Here is a 17,141-nt window from a genome sequence, read left to right on the forward strand (position 1 = left end):
CGCAAGCAGCTTATAAGGCAACCATCCCCCAAGGCGCTTCAGACGAGCGTCCTTAAGGCGGTCCGCAGGAGCGGCCGCCAAGCCTGCCCGCGGGCAAACACCCGCCAAAAAGACCTCGGAGCCTGCCTTGACCGATACCACAGCCACCAGCATTGCGCCGCCGGCGTCCGCCAGCCTCCCATCAGTCCAGGCAACCGCCTTCACCGTCATTCTGGCGGTGAGCTTTTGCCACGGCATCAACGACATCATGCAGTCGCTGCTGCCGGCGATCTATCCGCTGCTGAAAGAGAATTACGGTCTCGATTTCTGGCAGATCGGTCTTTTGACCTTCACCTTCCAGGTCACGGCATCGCTGCTGCAGCCGGTCATCGGCATGATCACCGACAAGCGGCCAATGCCCTATTCCCTGCCCTATGGCATGGCCTCCTCGCTGATCGGCCTGATCGTGCTGGCCTATGCCGGCCATTATGCGCTGCTTCTGGTCGGCGCCTCGCTGATCGGCATCGGCTCGGCGATCTTCCATCCGGAATCCTCGCGCATTGCCCGCTTTGCCTCGGGCGGCCGCTTTGGTCTGGCGCAATCGCTGTTCCAGGTCGGCGGCAATTTCGGCCAGTCGATGGGGCCGCTGCTTGCCGCCTTCATCGTTGTGCCCTTCGGCCAGACCAGCATTTCCTGGTTCGCCGTCGGCTCGCTGATCGGCATCATCGTTCTGTCGCGGGTCGGCGGCTGGTACAGCCGCATGCGCGCAGCGCAAGGCAATCGCAAGGCGACTAGCTTCGTCTCGCCCTTCCCGCGCCGCAAGGTGATGGGAGCGCTGGCTGTGCTGACGCTGCTGGTGCTGACCAAGAACGCCTACATCGCCTCGCTCTCCAGCTACTACACCTTCTACTCCATCCATAAGTTCGGCGTGTCGGTGCAGATGAGCCAGGTCATGCTGTTCCTGTTCCTCGGCGCCTCGGCACTGGGCATCCTGCTCGGCGGCCCGTTCGGCGACCGCTATGGACAGAAGGCGATGATCTGGTTCTCGATCGTCGGCGTGCTGCCCTTCACGCTGGCCCTGCCCTACGCCAATTTCGAATGGACGATGGTGCTCACCGTGCTGATCGGCCTGATCCTGTCCTCGGCCTTCTCCAACATCGTCGTCTTCGCGCAGGAACTGGTGCCGGGGCGTGTCGGCACGATCGCCGGCATCTTCTTCGGCTTCGCCTTCGGCATGGGTGGCATCGCCGCTGCCGTACTCGGCGTCATCGCCGACATGAAGGGCATCGATTTCGTCTTCCAGATCTGCTCGTATCTGCCGCTGCTTGGCCTGCTGACGGTCTTCCTGCCCAACATGAAGGAAGCCAGGAAGGCGCAGGCGGCGACCAGTTAAAAACCCCGATCTTCAGCACTCGAATAAGGGCGTGGCAGCTGCCACGCCCTTATTGATTCTTTCCCCAGGTGAAAAGCCTGTTAGTGTTCGAGACGTGCGCGCGGGGCAACGCTGCCACAGATCCTCAACGTCTCTGGAGAATGATATGCGCAAGATCGTGTTGGCTGTGTTGGGTGTGCTTTTTGTTACCGTGCCGGCTATGGCACGCATCGTTCCCTTTCCCTCGGGTTTCAAGACGCAGTCCGTCGAAACCAATGGGACCAAACTCTATGTGCGCGTCGGCGGGAAAGGTCCCGCGGTCGTGCTGCTGCACGGCTTTGCCGATACCGGAGACATGTGGGGCGCCGCTGCGGTGGCACTTGCGAAGGACCATACCGTCATCGTGCCGGATTTGCGCGGCATGGGTCTGTCCGCTCACCCGGAGGCGGGCTACACCAAGAAAAACCAGGCCGTCGACATCGCCGGCGTGATGGACGCGCTGAAGATCGATAAGGCCGACCTGGTCACGCACGACATCGGCAACATGGTCGGCTACGCGCTTGCCGCGCAATATCCCAAGCGCATCACCAAATGGGTCATCATCGATGCGCCGCTGCCCGGAATCGGCGACTGGGAAAAGATCAAGCAGAGCCCGCTGCTTTGGCACTTCAACTTCCGCGGCCCGGACATGGAGCGGCTGGTCGCGGGGCGCGAGCGCATCTATCTCGACCGCTTCTACAATGAGCTGTCGGCCGACCCCAAGAAGATCGACGAGGCAACGCGCAGGCACTACGCCAAACTCTATGCCCGCCCGCATGCGATGCATGACGCTTTCGAGCAGTTCAAGGCCTTCGACCAGGACGCGATCGACAACCAGGCGATGCTCGCCGCCGGCGGTAAACTGACCATGCCGGTGCTGGCAGTTGGCGGCGAAAAATCCGCCGGCACCACGCAGGCCGATACACTGCGGCTTGTTGCGACCGATGTCACCGGTGGCATTGTGCCCGCCTCCGGTCACTGGATCATGGAGGAAAATCCCGACGCCACCGTCAAGCTGATCACGGATTTTCTCGCCAAATAGGCCCCGCGGACATTTCAATGAAAACACAAGGCACCCGCCTGACGGCGGGTGCCTTGCTTGTTCCAGCTAGACGGTATCAGGCCTTGATGAAGGCCAAGAGGTCGGCATTGATGACATCGGCGTGGGTCGTCGCCATGCCATGCGGGAAGCCCTTGTAGACCTTGAGTTCGCCCTTCTTGAGCAGCTTGACCGACAGCAGCGCCGAGTCGGCGATCGGGACGATCTGGTCGTCGTCGCCATGCATGACCAGCACCGGCACGTCGATGGCCTTCAGATCGTCGGTGAAGTCGGTTTCCGAGAACGCCTTGATGCAATCGTAGTGCGCCTTGGTCCCGCCCATCATGCCCTGGCGCCACCAATTCTCGACGACCGCCTGCGAGACTTGAGCCCCGGGACGGTTGAAGCCATAGAACGGACCGGCTGCAACATCGTGGAAGAACTGGGCGCGGTTGGCGGCCTGGGCAGCGCGGAAGCCATCGAACACTTCGATCGGCAGGCCGCCGGGATTGGCCGCAGTCTTCAGCATGATCGGCGGCACGGCGCCGAGCAGCACCGCCTTGGCGACGCGACCGCCTGAACCATACTTCGCGACATAGCGGGCCACTTCACCGCCGCCTGTGGAATGGCCGATATGGATGGCGCCCTTGAGGTCGAGATGCGCCACAAGTTCCGCGACGTCGGCCGCATAGGTGTCCATCTCGTTGCCGGTATCGGTCTGGGTCGAGCGGCCATGGCCGCGCCGGTCATGGGCGATGACGCGGTAGCCCTTCGACAGGAAGAACAGCATCTGGGCGTCCCAGTCGTCGCTGCTCAGCGGCCAGCCATGATGGAAGACGATGGGCTGGCCGGTTCCCCAATCCTTGTAGAAAATCTCGGTTCCGTCCTTGGTGGTGATCGTGCTGCTGCCGGGCTTGGTCATCTCAATCTCCGTTAATTGTCTTTCGCGATAATCAATATCGCGATAACGATATGACTAGCGCAGATCGAAACCCTTGTCTACAGAAAATATATATCGCGATATAATTTTTCGTGGTACATATCTGAAACGCTCAGTCGGCAAAGGAATATATCGTGCCTCTCCCGTTGGACAATCAGCTCTGTTTCACCCTCTACGCCACCTCAATGGCGATCAACCGCACCTACAAGCCGATGCTGGACGAGATGGGGATCACCTATCCGCAGTACCTCGTGCTCAACGCGCTTGCCGAGGCCGACGGCATGTCGGTCGGCTCGATTGCGCACAGGCTCGCTCTGGAATCGAGCACGATCACGCCATTGGTGAAGCGCATGGAACAGGCGGGCCTGGTCACCCGTCAGCGCAGCCAGACCGACGAGCGCCAGGTGCAGGTCGACCTGACCCCTGCCGGCCGCGCCCTGCTCGTCCAGTGCAACTGCCTCAACGAAACACTGATCGAGCGCTCGGGCATGACGCTGCCTCAGCTCGATGCGCTCAACCGGCAGATCCAGACGCTGCGCGATGCGTTGAGCGGCGACCGGTAGGTCGGCAGCGAAAACGCTACAGCCCCAGATCTGCCTTGAAAGTGGACAGTTCCGTGTCGGTGATAGGGACCACGTGCTGCGGTTCGGGATACGCGCCCGTCTGCACGTCGGAGATGAACTCGCGATAGGCGGCGACACGCTCTCGCTGCAGCCGTTCATACTCGGCGGCGAAGTTGCGGTAGGTCTTGGCGTGGCGCGGTCTGTGGCCAGCCGTGTGGCCGAGCACGTCCTCGCTGAAAAGATACTGCGCGTCGGCATGCGGCCCGGCGCCCATGCCAAGCATGATCATCGGCGTATTCCTGGTGATCAGTTCGCCAATCCGGTCGGGCACCACCTCCAGCTCAGCGCCGAAGCAGCCAATGGCTTCCAGGCGCTTGACGTGATCCCACACGGCGCGCGCGCTCTCGGCGGTCCTGCCAACGGCCTTGAAGCCGCCGGTCCAGGTGCATTGCGAAGGGATCAGGCCGACATGGGCGACAACAGGCACCGCATTGTCGCAGAGCGCCTTCTGGGTATCGAGCGAGGCGGCGCAGTAGAAGCAGTCGCCGCCGATGCGCATGAAGTGGTAGGCGGTTTTGAGATAATCCTCTGCGGTGACCAGATTGCCGGCGGGGCCGTAGGGCAGCCCGACCTGCACGAAACAGCGGCCGGCTGCCTCGCGCATTTCGGGCGAGAAGAAGCGGCCCTCGATCGACAGCATGTCGACGCCGGCCGCGTTCGCCGCCGCCGCCTCCTCGAGCGACGTGACGTAAAGCATGGAGATCTTTTGTCCGCGGCTCTTCATGGCGCGGATGTCGGCGACGGTGGGTCGGCTGCTCTTGGTGACCATTCTCGTTCCTCAGACGGTGAAAGCTTCGCGGAAGGCTTCGAGCGCCGCCTCGGGATCACCGGAGGCAAACGCCTCCATGCCGACCGGCCCGCTATAGTCCATGTCCTTCAGCGCACGGGCAATGCCTCGATAATTGATCTCGCCGCTGCCGGGTTCCATGCGTCCGGGAACGTCGGCGACCTGCACCTCGCCGATCCATGGCAGGCAGGCGCGGCAGAGCTCGATCAGATTCCCTTCGCCGATCTGCGCATGGTAGAGGTCGAGATTGAGACGAAGTCCCGGCCGGTTCACGCTCGACACCAGCGCCAGCGTGTCTTCCGCGCGCCCGAACGGCACGCCGGGATGGTCGACCGGAAGGTTCAAATTCTCCAGCGTAAAGGTCACGCCCTCGGCGTCTGCGAGGTCGGCGATGCGGTTGAGCGTATCGCGCGCCTTGAGCCACATCGCGCCGGTAACGGTCTCGCAAGGCGTCACCGGCAGGCCGCCCTCGCCCAGTCCGGTGCCGTGCAGGTTGAGCCGTGCGACGCCGAGGCGCTTGCCGACCGCCGCCGTCTCCTTTGCCGTCTTCAACAGTTCGGCGGCGCCCTCGTCATCGGCCAGCCGGCCACGCAGATAGCCGTTCATGATCGAGAAGGTCGCGCCGGATTTCTCCAGCATTGCAAGGTCATGCTCGGGCCAGTTCCACAGGCCGACCTGGAAGCCCATTTCGGTGAGGCGCTTGACGCGGAATTCCATCGGCCGGTCGCGCCAAAGCATTTCGGCGCAAGCCGCAAGCGTAAAACTATCGGACATGTCAGACCTCGATGTACACGCGGCCGTCCTCGACCTTCGTGTTGTAGGTTTTAAGGTTTACGCAGACCGGCGCGCGCACCGCTTCACCGGTCCGGTAATCGAACACGCCGTTGTGCTTCGGGCATTCGATCCTGTATTCCATAACCAGCCCGTCGCAGAGATGCACCTTCTCATGCGTGCACAGCCCGTCGGTACAGAAGAAGGTATCGTCCGGACTGCGGAAGATGGCGAAGGTCCGGCCTTCGTGATCGAAACGGATGACGTCCTCTTCCTCGATATCGTCCGTCGCACACGCATCAATCCACTTTGCCATTGCTGGTTCCTGCAAGTCTGTCTCTGGTTGGTTGAAAAGGCGGCCGGCGGAATTCCGCCGGCCGCACAGGAAGATGCCCGGGAGGAGGAGATGGGCGTCTTCACTGTGTCGCGCTGAAGCTCTCGATCTCGGCTTCGAGCTCAGCCATCTGCTCGCCGCCGGCCATCAGATCGGTGATCGCTTCGCGGCTTTTCTCGCCCTTGCGGAAATCGGCGGCCTTGGAGCCTCTGATCAGCACGGCGAAGTGGTCGCCGACGGTCAGCGCATGGACGACATTGTGGGTGATGAAGATGACCGCGATGCCCTTGCGGCGTGCCTGCAACACGATGCGCAGCACATGCGCCGCCTCCTTGACGCCAAGGGCCGCGGTCGGCTCGTCGAGGATCAGCACGCTGGCGCCGAAATGCACGGCGCGCGCGATGGCCAGCGCCTGGCGTTCGCCGCCGGACAGTCCGCCGACGAGGCGGTCGCCATCGTCGATGCGGGTGATGCCGAGCTGGCGCATCTCGGTGACGGCGATCTCGTTGGCCCGCTTGCGATCGTAGATGGTGAGCGGTCCCCAGCGCCGCGTCGGCTCCGCGCCGACGAAGAAGGAACGGCCGATGCTCATCAGCGCGAACGTCCCGCCAAACTGGTGGACGGTGGCGATGCCATGGTCGCTGGCGTCGCGCGGGCTGGCGAATTCGACCGCCTTGCCGTCCATTTCCATTGTCCCCGATGTCGGCTTGTGGACGCCGGAGAGGATCTTGATCAGCGTCGATTTGCCGGCGCCATTGTCGCCGAGCAGGCACAGCACCTCGCCTGCGTTAACCTCCAGCGAAATGTCATGGAGGACGTCGATCGGACCGAACGACTTGTTGATTGCGGTCAGCCTGAGCAGGGGCGTGGTCATCAGCGGGCCCTCTGTCTGGTGCGCGGTGCGTAGGTGAGCGCCATGGTGCGGAAGGTGTTGTTCATCAGCACGGCGGCAAGCAGCAGGACGCCGATGATCAGGCTCGCCCAGTTGGCGTCGAAACCGGTGTAGAAAATGCCCTGGTTGACGATGGAGAAGGTCAGCGTGCCAAGCACGATGCCGACCACCGAACCATAGCCGCCGGTCAGCAGCACGCCACCGATGACCACCGCGATGATCGAGTTGAAGATGAACGACTGCCCGGCGGCCACCTGGGCGCTGTTGTAGAGGATCGCCTGCGACATGCCGACGAAGGCAGCGCACAGGCCGCTGCTCATGAACAGCGCGATGGTGACCCGGTCGGTCGGGATGCCGGCATTGCGGGCGCTGACCGCATCGCCGCCCATGGCCAGGATCCAGTTGCCGAAGCGCGAGAAATTCAGGATGAAGCCGACGATCAGGATGATGGCGATCCACCAGAACAGGGTGACCTGGAACTTGCCGCCAAGATAGTCGCCGAACAAAAGCTTGGCGGTCGGCCCGCTCTTCAGCGCCACACTCGTGCTGCCGGACAGGATGACCGAGAGGCCGAGCGTCAGGCCGGCCAGCGCGAACAGCGTTGCCAGTGTGACGACGAAGGACGGCACCTTGGTGCGGATCACCAGGACCCCGTTGATGAAGCCGACGGCCAGCCCGAGGCCGAGCGCCGCGAGGATGCCGACGATGATCGGCAACCCGAAGTGGCCCGAGAGGATGGCAATGGTCATTGAGCTGGCCGGGATCATCGACCCGATGGAGAGATCGAGGTGTCCGGCAATCATCAGCAGCCCCACCGGCAGCGCAATGATGCCGAGTTCCGAAGCGACGTTGAGCCAGCTGGCGGACCCGCCGGCCGACAGGAAATTGGCGCCGCCGAAGATCGAGAAGAAGACCAGAACGGCGATCATGCCGATCAGCGAGCCCACCTCCGGGCGCCGCACCAGACTGCCGAGCGAGGGCATCGAAGAGGCGGGTGGCGCGGTCGCGGCCACGGCAGGTTGGTGATGGGCTTGGGATGTCATCGAAGTGCTCCCTGGCTTGAACGATGGATGAGGGGGCTGGGCGGAGTGAGGTGTTGGCGTTTCTTCCAACACCCTCATCCGTCTCGGCGCTGCGCGCCGATCCACCTTCTCCCACAAGGGGAGAAGGCAACTGCGCAGCACTACCGGGCGCCAGCCGCCGCGCCACCCATCGTCGCCTCGACATTGGCCGCGTCGACGATCCCCGGCCCGGTCAGCACCGGTTTCGTCGGCAGGTCCAGCCCATAGTTGACGAAGCCGTTGAGCAGCGACACCGCGAGGTAGCCCTGCAAATAGGGCTGCTGGTCGACAGCGAACAATTGTGTCCCGTCTTTGATGCGCTCCAGGCCGGTTTCATCCATGTCGAACGACGCAAGCTTGACCTTGTCGCCGACACTGGCCTGGCTGATGGCGTTGGCCGCGCTGTTGGCGTCGCCGGCGCTGATGGTGATGACACCGTCGAGCGTATTGTCTTTCAAGACGGCGGCCTTGATCGCTTCGGCGACCGCGGTCGGATTGCCGAAGCTGGATGAAGGCAGCGGCAGCTGGCTCGATTTGCCGCCGCTCTTGCCGATGGCGTCGGCGATGCCCTTGCAGCGGTCTTCGGTGTTGGTGGAGCCAGGCAAGGTGTTGACGCACAAAACGTTCTTGGCGCCGTGGTTGCCGAAATAGGCGCCGCCGCCCAGACCAGCCGTGTATTCTTCGTTGCCGACATAGTTCATGGCGCCGAGCCGTTTGGCTGCATCCATGCCGCCGGAATTGTAGATGATGAGCGGCACGCCCGCGGCAACGACTTCCTTGAAGGCGTCATCCATGGCCTCCGGCACCCAGTCGGGGCCGACGATGGCGCTGGGCTTCTGGCTGAGCGCGGTGCGGATCAGCTTGGCCGCGTCAGGGCCGAGATTGTCGTAGTTCTGCGGACCGAGCCAGGTGACCGAGCCGCCGGTCAGTTCGGCGACCTTGCCGGCATCGTCGGCGCCCTTCTTGACCTTCGACCAGAACGGGTCGTCCGCCTTGCCGCCGATGACGAAGATCTTCGCCCCGTCGGCAAACGCCGCTGTGGCGCCTATCGCCAGCACGGCGGCCGTCATCATCGCCGTCAAAAGGTTCGTGGTGCGTTTCATGTCATTTCCTCCCGGTTGCCGTCCTTGGACGGATTCAGAAAAACGTTGAATTCATCTGCGTGCGCACCTCCCGTTGCGCGTGGCGTCAATTGATCAATGGTTCGCCGCGGCCTTGGCGTTCATGCGTTCCTTCTTTTTCTGGAAGCGGGCGTCCATCATGGCGTCGCCCTCCCTGGTGCCGTCGTGCCAGGTGCCGAACCAGCGATCGAGCGGGATCAGCCCGTCGCCGCCGTAGTTCACCTCGAAATATTTGTGGTGCAGGTAGTGCGCGTAGGCATGGCTATCGACGGCCGTGTCTTCGCTCACCTCGAGCTTGTCGAAACCGAGATGACCGTTGACGGCACCGAAGCCGGCGACATGCAGCTGGAACAGCGCGACGATCGGATTGGACGGGATGACAAGGTGCCAGAAGGCCACCGCGTGATAGAGGAAGCCTTCCACCGGATGCATCGACAGCGACGACCACGGCGAGGGGTTGATCGAATTGTGATGGACCGAGTGGATCCAGCGATACAGCGGCCCCCAGTGGATCAGGCGGTGGATGAAGAAGAAGTGCACCTCGTGGATGGCCGGCGCAATCAGCACCAGTGCTGCGAGGTAGACTGGATGATCCGACCAGCTGACCCATGGTGCGTAGCCATTGGCGAAGCACCACAGGAAAATGACTTCGACCACGGTCCACAACGGGATGGTGATGAAGAACGAGCGCAGGAAGTTGTCGAGGTTCTGGCTCTGGAACCAGAACACATCCGAGGGCGCATCCCCTGGAAATTTGTGGTTGTATTTGAATCGCGTCGCCTGGGCGCGCCTGACGTAATAGCGCAACTCGAAGATGCCGTAGAACACCAGGATCGCCGCGGCGTTGACGGCGTAGAGCCAAAGCGCCCAGCCCCAACTGAGCGTCTTCATCGTCTCGACGCCGGGGACGACATAGAACCAATAGATCAGCGCCGTCGCCATGTGGAACGCATTCCACGGCCAGATATAGCCGGGCAGCCATGCCAGGATTTTCGGCAGCCTGGGCGGCCAGTTCAACAACGGCGCGCCTTCGATGCGCCCGTTCGGCTTCCAGTCACCGCGCTTGTCGCGCGCGCCGTATTTGAGATCGTCCATGCCAATCCTCCACCCGCAATGCCGCACCACAACGCCTTGGGATGGGCCACACGCGCGCGCTGCCAGGCACCGCCGGGGCGGTGGGCAAAAACCCGTCTGCGCTGTGCTGCTGCTATCCCTGGGCTGGCGGGTGCGTCCGCCTTGCTTGCTTTTGCGGAGATAAACATCTTGATCCAAAATGAATCAAGAATAGAATGTTTATTCCAAATTGATTGTGTCATTCATATCAATCGTGCGCGGCAAATGATATCTTCGTATCAATTGCTACAGACGGATGAGACGAAATGGATCAGAACAAGCGACCGACGATCAGGGATGTCGCCGCCGAGGCGAAGGTCTCGGTGGCCACCGTCAACCGGGTGCTGAGCGGCGCCGGCGCCGTCCGCCAGGGCACGCGCGAGCGCGTCAGGCTGGCGGCCGAGCAGATCGGCTTCTACGGCATGGGCGCGCTGCGCAGCCGCATAGCGGCCGCCCGGCCGCGCTACCGCTTCGGCTTTCTGCTGCACCAGCCCGGCCGCGCCTTCTATCGCAACATCGCCGAGGCGCTGCGCGCGGTGGCGCCGACCATGCCTGACTGCGAGATTGAACTGCGCACCGAGTTTCTCGACGATCTGTCACCGCAGAACGTCGCCGCCCGCCTGCTGGCGCTAGGTGCCGAATGCGACGCCGTCGGCGTTGTCGCCGCGGTCCATCCTCTCGTCAGCCAGGCGGTCGATGCGCTGCAGGCCCGCAACGTGCCCGTGTTTGCGCTGATCTCGCAGATCTCGGCGACCGGTCAGGTTCATTACATCGGACTGGACGGCTGGAAGGTCGGGCGCACCGCGGCCTGGGTGTTCGAGCATGTCTGCAAGGCGCCCGGCAAGCTCGGCATCCTCGTCGGCAATCATCGCTATCGCTGCCAGGAGATGAACGAAAGCGGTTTCCGCTCCTATTTCCGCGAGCACGCGCCTGGTTTCACGCTGCTGGAGCCGCTGCTGACCTTCGAATCCAGCGCGATCGCGCAAGAGATGACCGAAAAGCTGCTCAACGAAAATCCGGATCTTTCCGGCCTCTATGTCGCAGGCGGTGGCATCACCGGCGCCATCGCTGCGCTGCGCTCCACCGGCCGCGCCGGCAGCATCGTCGTCGTCGGCTATGAACTGATGGATTCGACCCGCCCGGCACTGCTCGACGGCACGCTGACCTTCGTCATCTCGCACCCGCTCGCCCGCATCGCGCAGGAAGCGCTGGCCGGCATGATCCGCGCAGTGTCCGCGCCGAACGAAAGCGGCAACGTCACCACCATCCTGCCTTTCGAGATTTATACCCGGGAGAATATCTAGGCGGTGGAATATTTCCCGCTCTGGCGCTATCGACAGCTTTGGACCTTGAAGTGTCCAAACACGGTGCAAAGCAGACCGTTGCCACCGACTTGCACCCTTTCCCGCCTTCCGCTATAGAGCCGCCACCCGCGTAGACACCCTTGGAGGCAACGCGGCGGAAGGCTGCCTTCCCCTTGGTGATCCCGAACAAAGCTCCGTGTCAAAGCGGCCGCGTTCTCTGGGATATCCAGGCCTGGCGGCTTTCGACGTTTACGGTCCAGGCACATTGCCCGCCGCAAACGCTCCATAACACGCGAAAGGAAATGCCATGAGCCACGATACTTACGAGCTCAAGGCCGAAGCGCGCGAACAGGTCGGTAAGGGGTCCGCCCGTGCAGTTCGCCGTAACGGTAAAGTGCCTGCAGTCATTTATGGCGACAAGCAGCCTCCCCTGGCTATTGCGCTGAACTACAAGGACGTCTTCTACAAAATCCATGGCGGCGGGTTTCTGACCACGATCGCCACGATCGATGTCGACGGCAAGAAAATCCAGGTTCTGCCCAAGGATTTCCAGCTCGACCCGGTCAAGGATTTCCCGGTCCATGTCGACTTCCTGCGCATCGGCAAGGACACCGAGGTCAATGTCGACGTGCCTGTCCACTTCATCAATGAAGACAAGTCGCCCGGCATCAAGCGCGGCGGCGTGCTCAACATCGTGCGTCACGAAGTCGAGTTCCACTGCCCGGCCAATGCGATCCCGGAATTCATCACCGTCGATCTCACCGGCGCCGACATTGGCGATTCGATCCACATCTCGGCGGTGACCCTGCCGGCCGGCGTCAAGCCGGTGATCTCCGACCGCGACTTCACCATCGCGACCATTGCCGGTTCCTCGGCGATGAAGCCGGAGGCGGAAGAGACGGCGGAAGCGGCAGCCCCCGAAGCGGCGGCTCCTGCTGCCGAAGAGAAGTAATTTTCGGGTCCGGAGCGCACGATGCTTGTCTTTGCAGGCCTCGGCAATCCGGGCGCGAAATACGCTGATAACCGGCACAATGTCGGCTTCATGGCGGCGGACGCAATTGCCCGCCGCCATTCCTTTTCGCCCTGGTCGAAGAAGTTCCAGGGCCTGATCGCCGAAGGCATCATTGCAGGCGAAAAGATCCTGCTGATCAAACCACAGACCTTCATGAACCTGTCGGGGCAGCCGGTCGGCGAAGCTCTGCGCTTCTACAAGCTCGGCCCTGAGGCGCTGACCGTCTTTTACGACGAGATCGACCTGCCCGCGGGCAAATTGCGGGTCAAGGTCGCCGGCGGCGCCGGCGGCCATAACGGCATCCGCTCGCTCGACCAGCATGTCGGCAAGAATTACCGCCGCGTGCGCATCGGCGTCGGCCATCCCGGCGTCAGGGAAATGGTGCACGGCCATGTGCTCGGCGACTTCGCCAAGGCCGACCGCGAATGGCTGAACGTTCTGCTCGACACCATCGCCGACGATGCCGGGCTGCTGGCCAAGGGCGACGACAGCTCCTTCATGAACCGCGTGACGCTGGCCTTGCGCGACAAGCTCGTGCCGACCGACGACAACGACCGGCCACCGCCCAAGGCGCCGAAAGTGCAAGGCCCGAAAGCCCAGAGCCACATTCGCCAGGCGCGGCCGCAGCAGGCGCCGGCCAAGCTGCCCGAAAGCGGCCCGATGGCCGCCATGCTGAAGAAACTGTTCGGCAAGAAGGACTGAGCTTCGATAGGATTGGGGCCGCAGGGCTTGACGTTCCTCGCCCCTATCGCCCATAGCCCTCATCAAATTTCTAGTTTTCCCGATAGGACCGGACACAATGGGTTTCAAATGCGGCATCGTTGGCTTGCCCAACGTCGGCAAGTCGACGCTTTTCAACGCGTTGACCAGGACGGCGGCGGCGCAGGCCGCCAACTATCCGTTCTGCACCATCGAACCGAACACCGGCGAAGTCGCGGTGCCCGATCCGCGCCTGCAGAAGATCGCGGCGATCGCCAAGTCGAAGGAAATCATCCCGACCCGCATCTCCTTCGTCGACATTGCCGGCCTGGTGCGCGGCGCCTCCAAGGGCGAAGGGCTGGGCAACCAGTTCCTCGCCAACATCCGCGAGGTCGACGCCATCGTGCACGTGCTGCGCTGCTTCGAGGATGACGACATCACCCATGTCGAGGGTCGCATTGACCCGGTCGCCGACGCCGAGACGGTCGAGACCGAGCTGATGCTCGCCGACCTCGACAGCCTCGAGCGCCGCATCGTGCAGATCCGCAAGCGCGCCGGCTCGAAGGACAAGGAAGCCACCACCGTGCTGCCGATGATGGAGGCTGCGCTCGAATTGCTGCAGGCCGGCAAGCCGACGCGCATCCTGCTCAAGGGCATTTCAGCCGAGGATCTGCGCATCCTGCAGGGGCTGAACCTCTTGACCTCGCATCCAGTGCTCTATGTCTGCAACGTCGCCGAGGCCGATGCCGCTACGGGCAACGAACACACCAAGGCCGTGGAGACGATGGCGACCGCGCAGGGCGCCGGCACCGTTGTGATCTCGGCCGCGATCGAGGCCGAGGTCGCCCAGCTCTCGGATGAAGAAGAGATGGAATTCCTGTCCTCGCTCGGGCTCGACGAACCTGGCCTGAACAAGGTCATCCGCGCCGGCTACGATCTGTTGCATCTCATCACCTATTTCACCGCCGGGCCGAAGGAGACGCGCGCCTGGACCATCCACAAGGGCGACAAGGCCCCGCAGGCGGCCGGCGTCATCCACACCGACTTCGAACGCGGCTTCATCCGCGCCCAGACCATCGCCTATAACGACTACATCACGCTGGGCGGCGAAGTGGCGGCCAAGGAAGCCGGCAAGGCGCGCGACGAAGGCAAGGAATATGTCGTCCAGGACGGTGACGTCCTGCTGTTCAAGTTCAACACTTAAGAGTGCCATGTCCATGAGGTGGGCCTGGCTTGACCTTGCCAGTCGCCGGGTCTAAGCGCAGCAAACATCCTCCGGCAGCGCCTGTCTCGATCGTTGAGCCGGTCATAGTCCTGAAACAGGCGTCGTCCATGACACGCCTGCCCCAACCAACGGAGAGCGGCGATGATCAAGGCCTTCGTCGTCGACAATGACCGCCTGCGCATCGCCGACGATCTAGCGACCGACGGCGACCATGTCGTCTGGGCCGACCTTCTCAACCCGACCAAGGAAGAAGAAGCGACGATCGAGACCTGGCTCGGTGTCGCCATCCCGACGCGTGAGGAGATGGAAGAGATCGAGATTTCGAGCCGCCTCTACATCGAGGACGGCGCCTATTTCATGACCGCGACTTTGCCGGCGCAGACCGAGATCGACGATCCGCTGATGTCGCCCGTCACTTTCGTGCTTGCCGGACCGAGACTGGTCACCATCCGCTATCACGAGCCGAAGGCGTTCAAGACCTTTCCGCTGCGCGCCGAGAAGGTGGCGACAGGCTGCACCACCGGCAACACCATCCTGATCGGCCTGCTGGAGGCGATCGTCGACCGGCTCGCCGATATTCTCGAACGCGCCGGCCGCGACATCGAGACGATTTCGCGCGATATCTTCGAAGCGCGCTCGACCAAGGTGAACAAGCGCAACCGCGATTTCCAGGAGCTGCTCAAGGCCATCGGCCGCAAGGAAGACATCGCCTCCTCGATCCGCGACAGCCTGATCTCGCTGCAGCGCCTCACCGGCTTCCTCGCCCATGTCGCGACCCAGATCAAGATGAGCAAGGACATCCGCGCCCGCATCAAGACCGTATCGCGCGACGTGCTGTCGCTCGCCGACCACGCCACCTTCCTGTCGCAGAAAATCTCGTTCCTGCTCGACGCGACGCTCGGCATGATCTCAATCGAACAGAACGCCATCATCAAGATCTTCTCGGTCGCCGCCGTCATCTTCCTGCCGCCGACGCTGGTGGCTTCGATCTATGGCATGAATTTCGACGTCATCCCGGAGCTGAAGTGGGAGCTCGGCTATCCCTTCGCCATCGGCCTGATGATCCTGTCGGCGATCCTGCCCTTCTGGTATTTCCGCCGCCGCGGCTGGCTCTGACAGGCCTGGATCAGTGAAAATTGCTTGACCAAACGCCGCCCGGACGGCATCCGGATGCCCGGTGATCGTACAACCTTGAACCGGATTAGGATCATGACCGCAAAGACCTGGGCCTATGAGGACTTCGTCGAGGGCGGCTCGTTCGACCTCGGCGTCAAGCAGGTGAGTGCTGCCGAGATCATCGAGTTCGCCAGCGAATTCGATGCCCAGCCGATGCATCTCGACGAGGAAGCCGGCAAAGCCAGCATTCTCGGCGGCCTGTCGGCTTCGGGCTGGCACACCTGCGCCATGTTCATGCGCATGCTGTGCGATGCCTTCCTGCTCGACTCGACCTCGCAAGGTTCGCCCGGCATCGACCATGTCAAATGGAAGAAGCCGGTCCTGGCCGGCGACCGGCTTACCGGCACCCTCACCGTGCTTGCCAAGCGCCAGTCCAAATCACGGCCTCAGCTCGGCCTCGTCATCATGCGCAGCGAATTGTTCAACCAGCGCGGCGAAAGCGTCTTCGAGCTCGAGAACACCGGCATGTTCCTGACCCGCGAGGCCGCCGCATGACGCTCGACGAGTTCTTCCTGATCGGCGTCACCGTGACGCTGGGCTCACACAGATTCGAGCCCGACGAGATCAAGGCCTTCGCCCGCAAATACGATCCGCAAATCTTCCATGTCGACGAGGAGGCGGCGAAGAAGAGCGTGCTCGGCGGGCTCTGCGCCTCGGGCTGGCACACCGCCGCCACCTGGATGAAATACAACCTCGAAAAGCGCATGGAGACCGAGGGCGTGCGCTGGACCGGCCCGGGCCCGCAGCCGGAATTCGGCCCCTCGCCCGGCTTCCGGAACCTGAAATGGCTGAAGCCGGTCTATGCCGGCGAGACCGTCACCTTCACGCGCACGGCGCTGGCCCACCGCCCGCTTGCCGCGCGTCCCGGCTGGAGCCTGCTGACGCTGCTCTGCGAGGCCTCCGATTCGACCGGCGACAAGGTCATCGCATTCGACAGCGCGGTGCTGGTGAAGGTGGAGTAACTTCTTCCTTCTCGCCGTTCACGGGTGAGGGTGCCCGAAGGGCGGATGAGGGGCAGCGCCAGCGGCGGTGTCTCAAACTCTACGCCGCGCTCGCGTTGCTCGCTTCGCTGTCCCTCTCCCCGTAAACGGGGCGAGGGAAAACAGCTAATGTCCCTCAAACCCGATCAGCGTCCGCACCGGCACACCCAGCGCCTCAAGCTTGGCTCGCCCACCGAGGTCCGGCAGATCGATCACAAAGCATGCCGCGAGGATGTCTGCGCCGATCTGCCTGAGCAGCTTGACCGCCGCTTCCGCCGTGCCGCCGGTGGCGATCAGGTCGTCGACCAGGATCACCTTCTCGCCCGGCGCAACGCCATCCTTGTGCATCTCCATCTCGTCCAGCCCGTATTCCAGGCTGTAGGCGACGCGCACCGTCTCGTAAGGCAGCTTGCCCTTCTTGCGGATCGGAACGAAGCCGGCCGAAAGCTGGTGCGCGACGGCGCCGCCGAGGATGAAGCCGCGTGCCTCGATACCGGCGATCTTGTCGATCTTCTGGCCGGCATAGGGATGCACCAGCTCATCGATAGCGCGGCGGAACGCACGCGCATTGCCGAGCAGCGTGGTGATGTCGCGAAACAGGATGCCGGGCTTGGGATAGTCCGGAATGGTGCGAATCGCGGCCAGCAGCGTGTCTTCGAGCGAGGATTTCATGA

The 17,141-nt window shown here is 62.9% G+C and carries 19 protein-coding genes; 10 read left to right on the top strand and 9 right to left on the bottom strand.

Features of this window, described 5'->3' with window-relative positions; all coding sequences use genetic code 11:
* The first annotated feature begins 127 nt into the window (after positions 1-127).
* A complete protein-coding gene (locus AC1DYC_RS13065) occupies positions 128-1,372 on the top strand; it encodes an MFS transporter (RefSeq protein ID WP_477406847.1) in 1,245 nt (414 codons plus the stop codon).
* A 145-nt stretch (positions 1,373-1,517) separates the two neighbouring features.
* Positions 1,518-2,432 (top strand): alpha/beta fold hydrolase, encoded by a 915-nt coding sequence (locus AC1DYC_RS13070; protein ID WP_477406848.1) that lies wholly within the window; start codon positions 1,518-1,520, stop codon positions 2,430-2,432.
* Positions 2,433-2,508: 76 nt separating this feature from the next.
* Here the strand turns inward: AC1DYC_RS13070 and AC1DYC_RS13075 are convergent, their stop codons facing one another.
* Complete coding sequence (locus AC1DYC_RS13075; RefSeq protein ID WP_477406850.1) at positions 2,509-3,351, bottom strand: alpha/beta fold hydrolase; 843 nt, start codon at positions 3,349-3,351, stop codon at positions 2,509-2,511.
* A 152-nt stretch (positions 3,352-3,503) separates the two neighbouring features.
* Between AC1DYC_RS13075 and AC1DYC_RS13080 the strand changes: the two genes are divergently transcribed.
* A complete protein-coding gene (locus AC1DYC_RS13080) occupies positions 3,504-3,932 on the top strand; it encodes a MarR family winged helix-turn-helix transcriptional regulator (protein WP_477406852.1) in 429 nt (142 codons plus the stop codon).
* Positions 3,933-3,948: 16 nt separating this feature from the next.
* On the opposite strand, the gene AC1DYC_RS13085 is transcribed toward AC1DYC_RS13080, so the two are convergent.
* The 7 genes from AC1DYC_RS13085 to AC1DYC_RS13115 form a co-directional block, all read right to left on the bottom strand.
* A complete protein-coding gene (locus AC1DYC_RS13085; protein ID WP_477406854.1) occupies positions 3,949-4,761 on the bottom strand; it encodes a 3-methyl-2-oxobutanoate hydroxymethyltransferase in 813 nt (270 codons plus the stop codon).
* Between the two features lie 9 nt (positions 4,762-4,770).
* Positions 4,771-5,553 carry a TIM barrel protein gene (locus AC1DYC_RS13090; protein WP_477406856.1) on the bottom strand — a complete coding sequence of 261 codons (783 nt, stop codon included), beginning with the start codon at positions 5,551-5,553 and terminating at the stop codon, positions 4,771-4,773.
* 1 nt (position 5,554) lies between these two features.
* Positions 5,555-5,866: a MocE family 2Fe-2S type ferredoxin gene (locus AC1DYC_RS13095; protein WP_477406858.1), complete on the bottom strand. Its 312-nt coding sequence runs from the start codon at positions 5,864-5,866 to the stop codon at positions 5,555-5,557.
* A 100-nt stretch (positions 5,867-5,966) separates the two neighbouring features.
* Positions 5,967-6,758, bottom strand: a complete 792-nt coding sequence (locus tag AC1DYC_RS13100; RefSeq protein ID WP_477332983.1) for an ATP-binding cassette domain-containing protein — start codon at positions 6,756-6,758, stop codon at positions 5,967-5,969.
* Positions 6,758-7,759 carry an ABC transporter permease gene (locus AC1DYC_RS13105; protein WP_477408280.1) on the bottom strand — a complete coding sequence of 334 codons (1,002 nt, stop codon included), beginning with the start codon at positions 7,757-7,759 and terminating at the stop codon, positions 6,758-6,760. The genes AC1DYC_RS13100 and AC1DYC_RS13105 overlap by 1 nt, the downstream gene beginning before the upstream one ends.
* A gap of 200 nt (positions 7,760-7,959) precedes the next feature.
* A complete protein-coding gene (locus AC1DYC_RS13110; RefSeq protein WP_477406860.1) occupies positions 7,960-8,940 on the bottom strand; it encodes a sugar ABC transporter substrate-binding protein in 981 nt (326 codons plus the stop codon).
* A 93-nt stretch (positions 8,941-9,033) separates the two neighbouring features.
* Entirely contained in the window at positions 9,034-10,053 is a 1,020-nt protein-coding gene (locus AC1DYC_RS13115; protein ID WP_477406862.1) for a sterol desaturase family protein, read from the bottom strand.
* A 284-nt stretch (positions 10,054-10,337) separates the two neighbouring features.
* Between AC1DYC_RS13115 and AC1DYC_RS13120 the strand changes: the two genes are divergently transcribed.
* The 7 genes from AC1DYC_RS13120 (at position 10,338) to AC1DYC_RS13150 (ending at position 16,449) form a co-directional block, all read left to right on the top strand.
* Positions 10,338-11,375 carry a LacI family DNA-binding transcriptional regulator gene (locus tag AC1DYC_RS13120; RefSeq protein ID WP_477406864.1) on the top strand — a complete coding sequence of 346 codons (1,038 nt, stop codon included), beginning with the start codon at positions 10,338-10,340 and terminating at the stop codon, positions 11,373-11,375.
* A 307-nt stretch (positions 11,376-11,682) separates the two neighbouring features.
* Positions 11,683-12,327 carry a 50S ribosomal protein L25/general stress protein Ctc gene (locus AC1DYC_RS13125; protein WP_352588437.1) on the top strand — a complete coding sequence of 215 codons (645 nt, stop codon included), beginning with the start codon at positions 11,683-11,685 and terminating at the stop codon, positions 12,325-12,327.
* A 21-nt stretch (positions 12,328-12,348) separates the two neighbouring features.
* Positions 12,349-13,089 (top strand): aminoacyl-tRNA hydrolase, encoded by a 741-nt coding sequence (pth, locus tag AC1DYC_RS13130; protein ID WP_477406866.1) that lies wholly within the window; start codon positions 12,349-12,351, stop codon positions 13,087-13,089.
* A gap of 97 nt (positions 13,090-13,186) precedes the next feature.
* Complete coding sequence (ychF, locus tag AC1DYC_RS13135) at positions 13,187-14,290, top strand: redox-regulated ATPase YchF (RefSeq protein ID WP_477406868.1); 1,104 nt, start codon at positions 13,187-13,189, stop codon at positions 14,288-14,290.
* Positions 14,291-14,452: 162 nt separating this feature from the next.
* Positions 14,453-15,427, top strand: a complete 975-nt coding sequence (corA, locus tag AC1DYC_RS13140) for a magnesium/cobalt transporter CorA (protein WP_477406870.1) — start codon at positions 14,453-14,455, stop codon at positions 15,425-15,427.
* A 93-nt stretch (positions 15,428-15,520) separates the two neighbouring features.
* A complete protein-coding gene (locus AC1DYC_RS13145) occupies positions 15,521-15,982 on the top strand; it encodes a MaoC family dehydratase (RefSeq protein ID WP_477303156.1) in 462 nt (153 codons plus the stop codon).
* The gene (locus tag AC1DYC_RS13150; protein WP_477406872.1) at positions 15,979-16,449 is read left to right on the top strand and encodes a MaoC family dehydratase; all 471 of its coding nucleotides are present in this window, start codon (positions 15,979-15,981) and stop codon (positions 16,447-16,449) included. Before AC1DYC_RS13145 ends, AC1DYC_RS13150 begins: the two co-directional genes overlap by 4 nt.
* Before the next feature lie 144 nt (positions 16,450-16,593).
* Here the strand turns inward: AC1DYC_RS13150 and AC1DYC_RS13155 are convergent, their stop codons facing one another.
* Positions 16,594-17,139: an adenine phosphoribosyltransferase gene (locus tag AC1DYC_RS13155; RefSeq protein ID WP_013529989.1), complete on the bottom strand. Its 546-nt coding sequence runs from the start codon at positions 17,137-17,139 to the stop codon at positions 16,594-16,596.
* Positions 17,140-17,141 lie beyond the last annotated feature (2 nt).

It is taken from the genome of Mesorhizobium sp. P2_E7 (genome assembly GCF_056403855.1).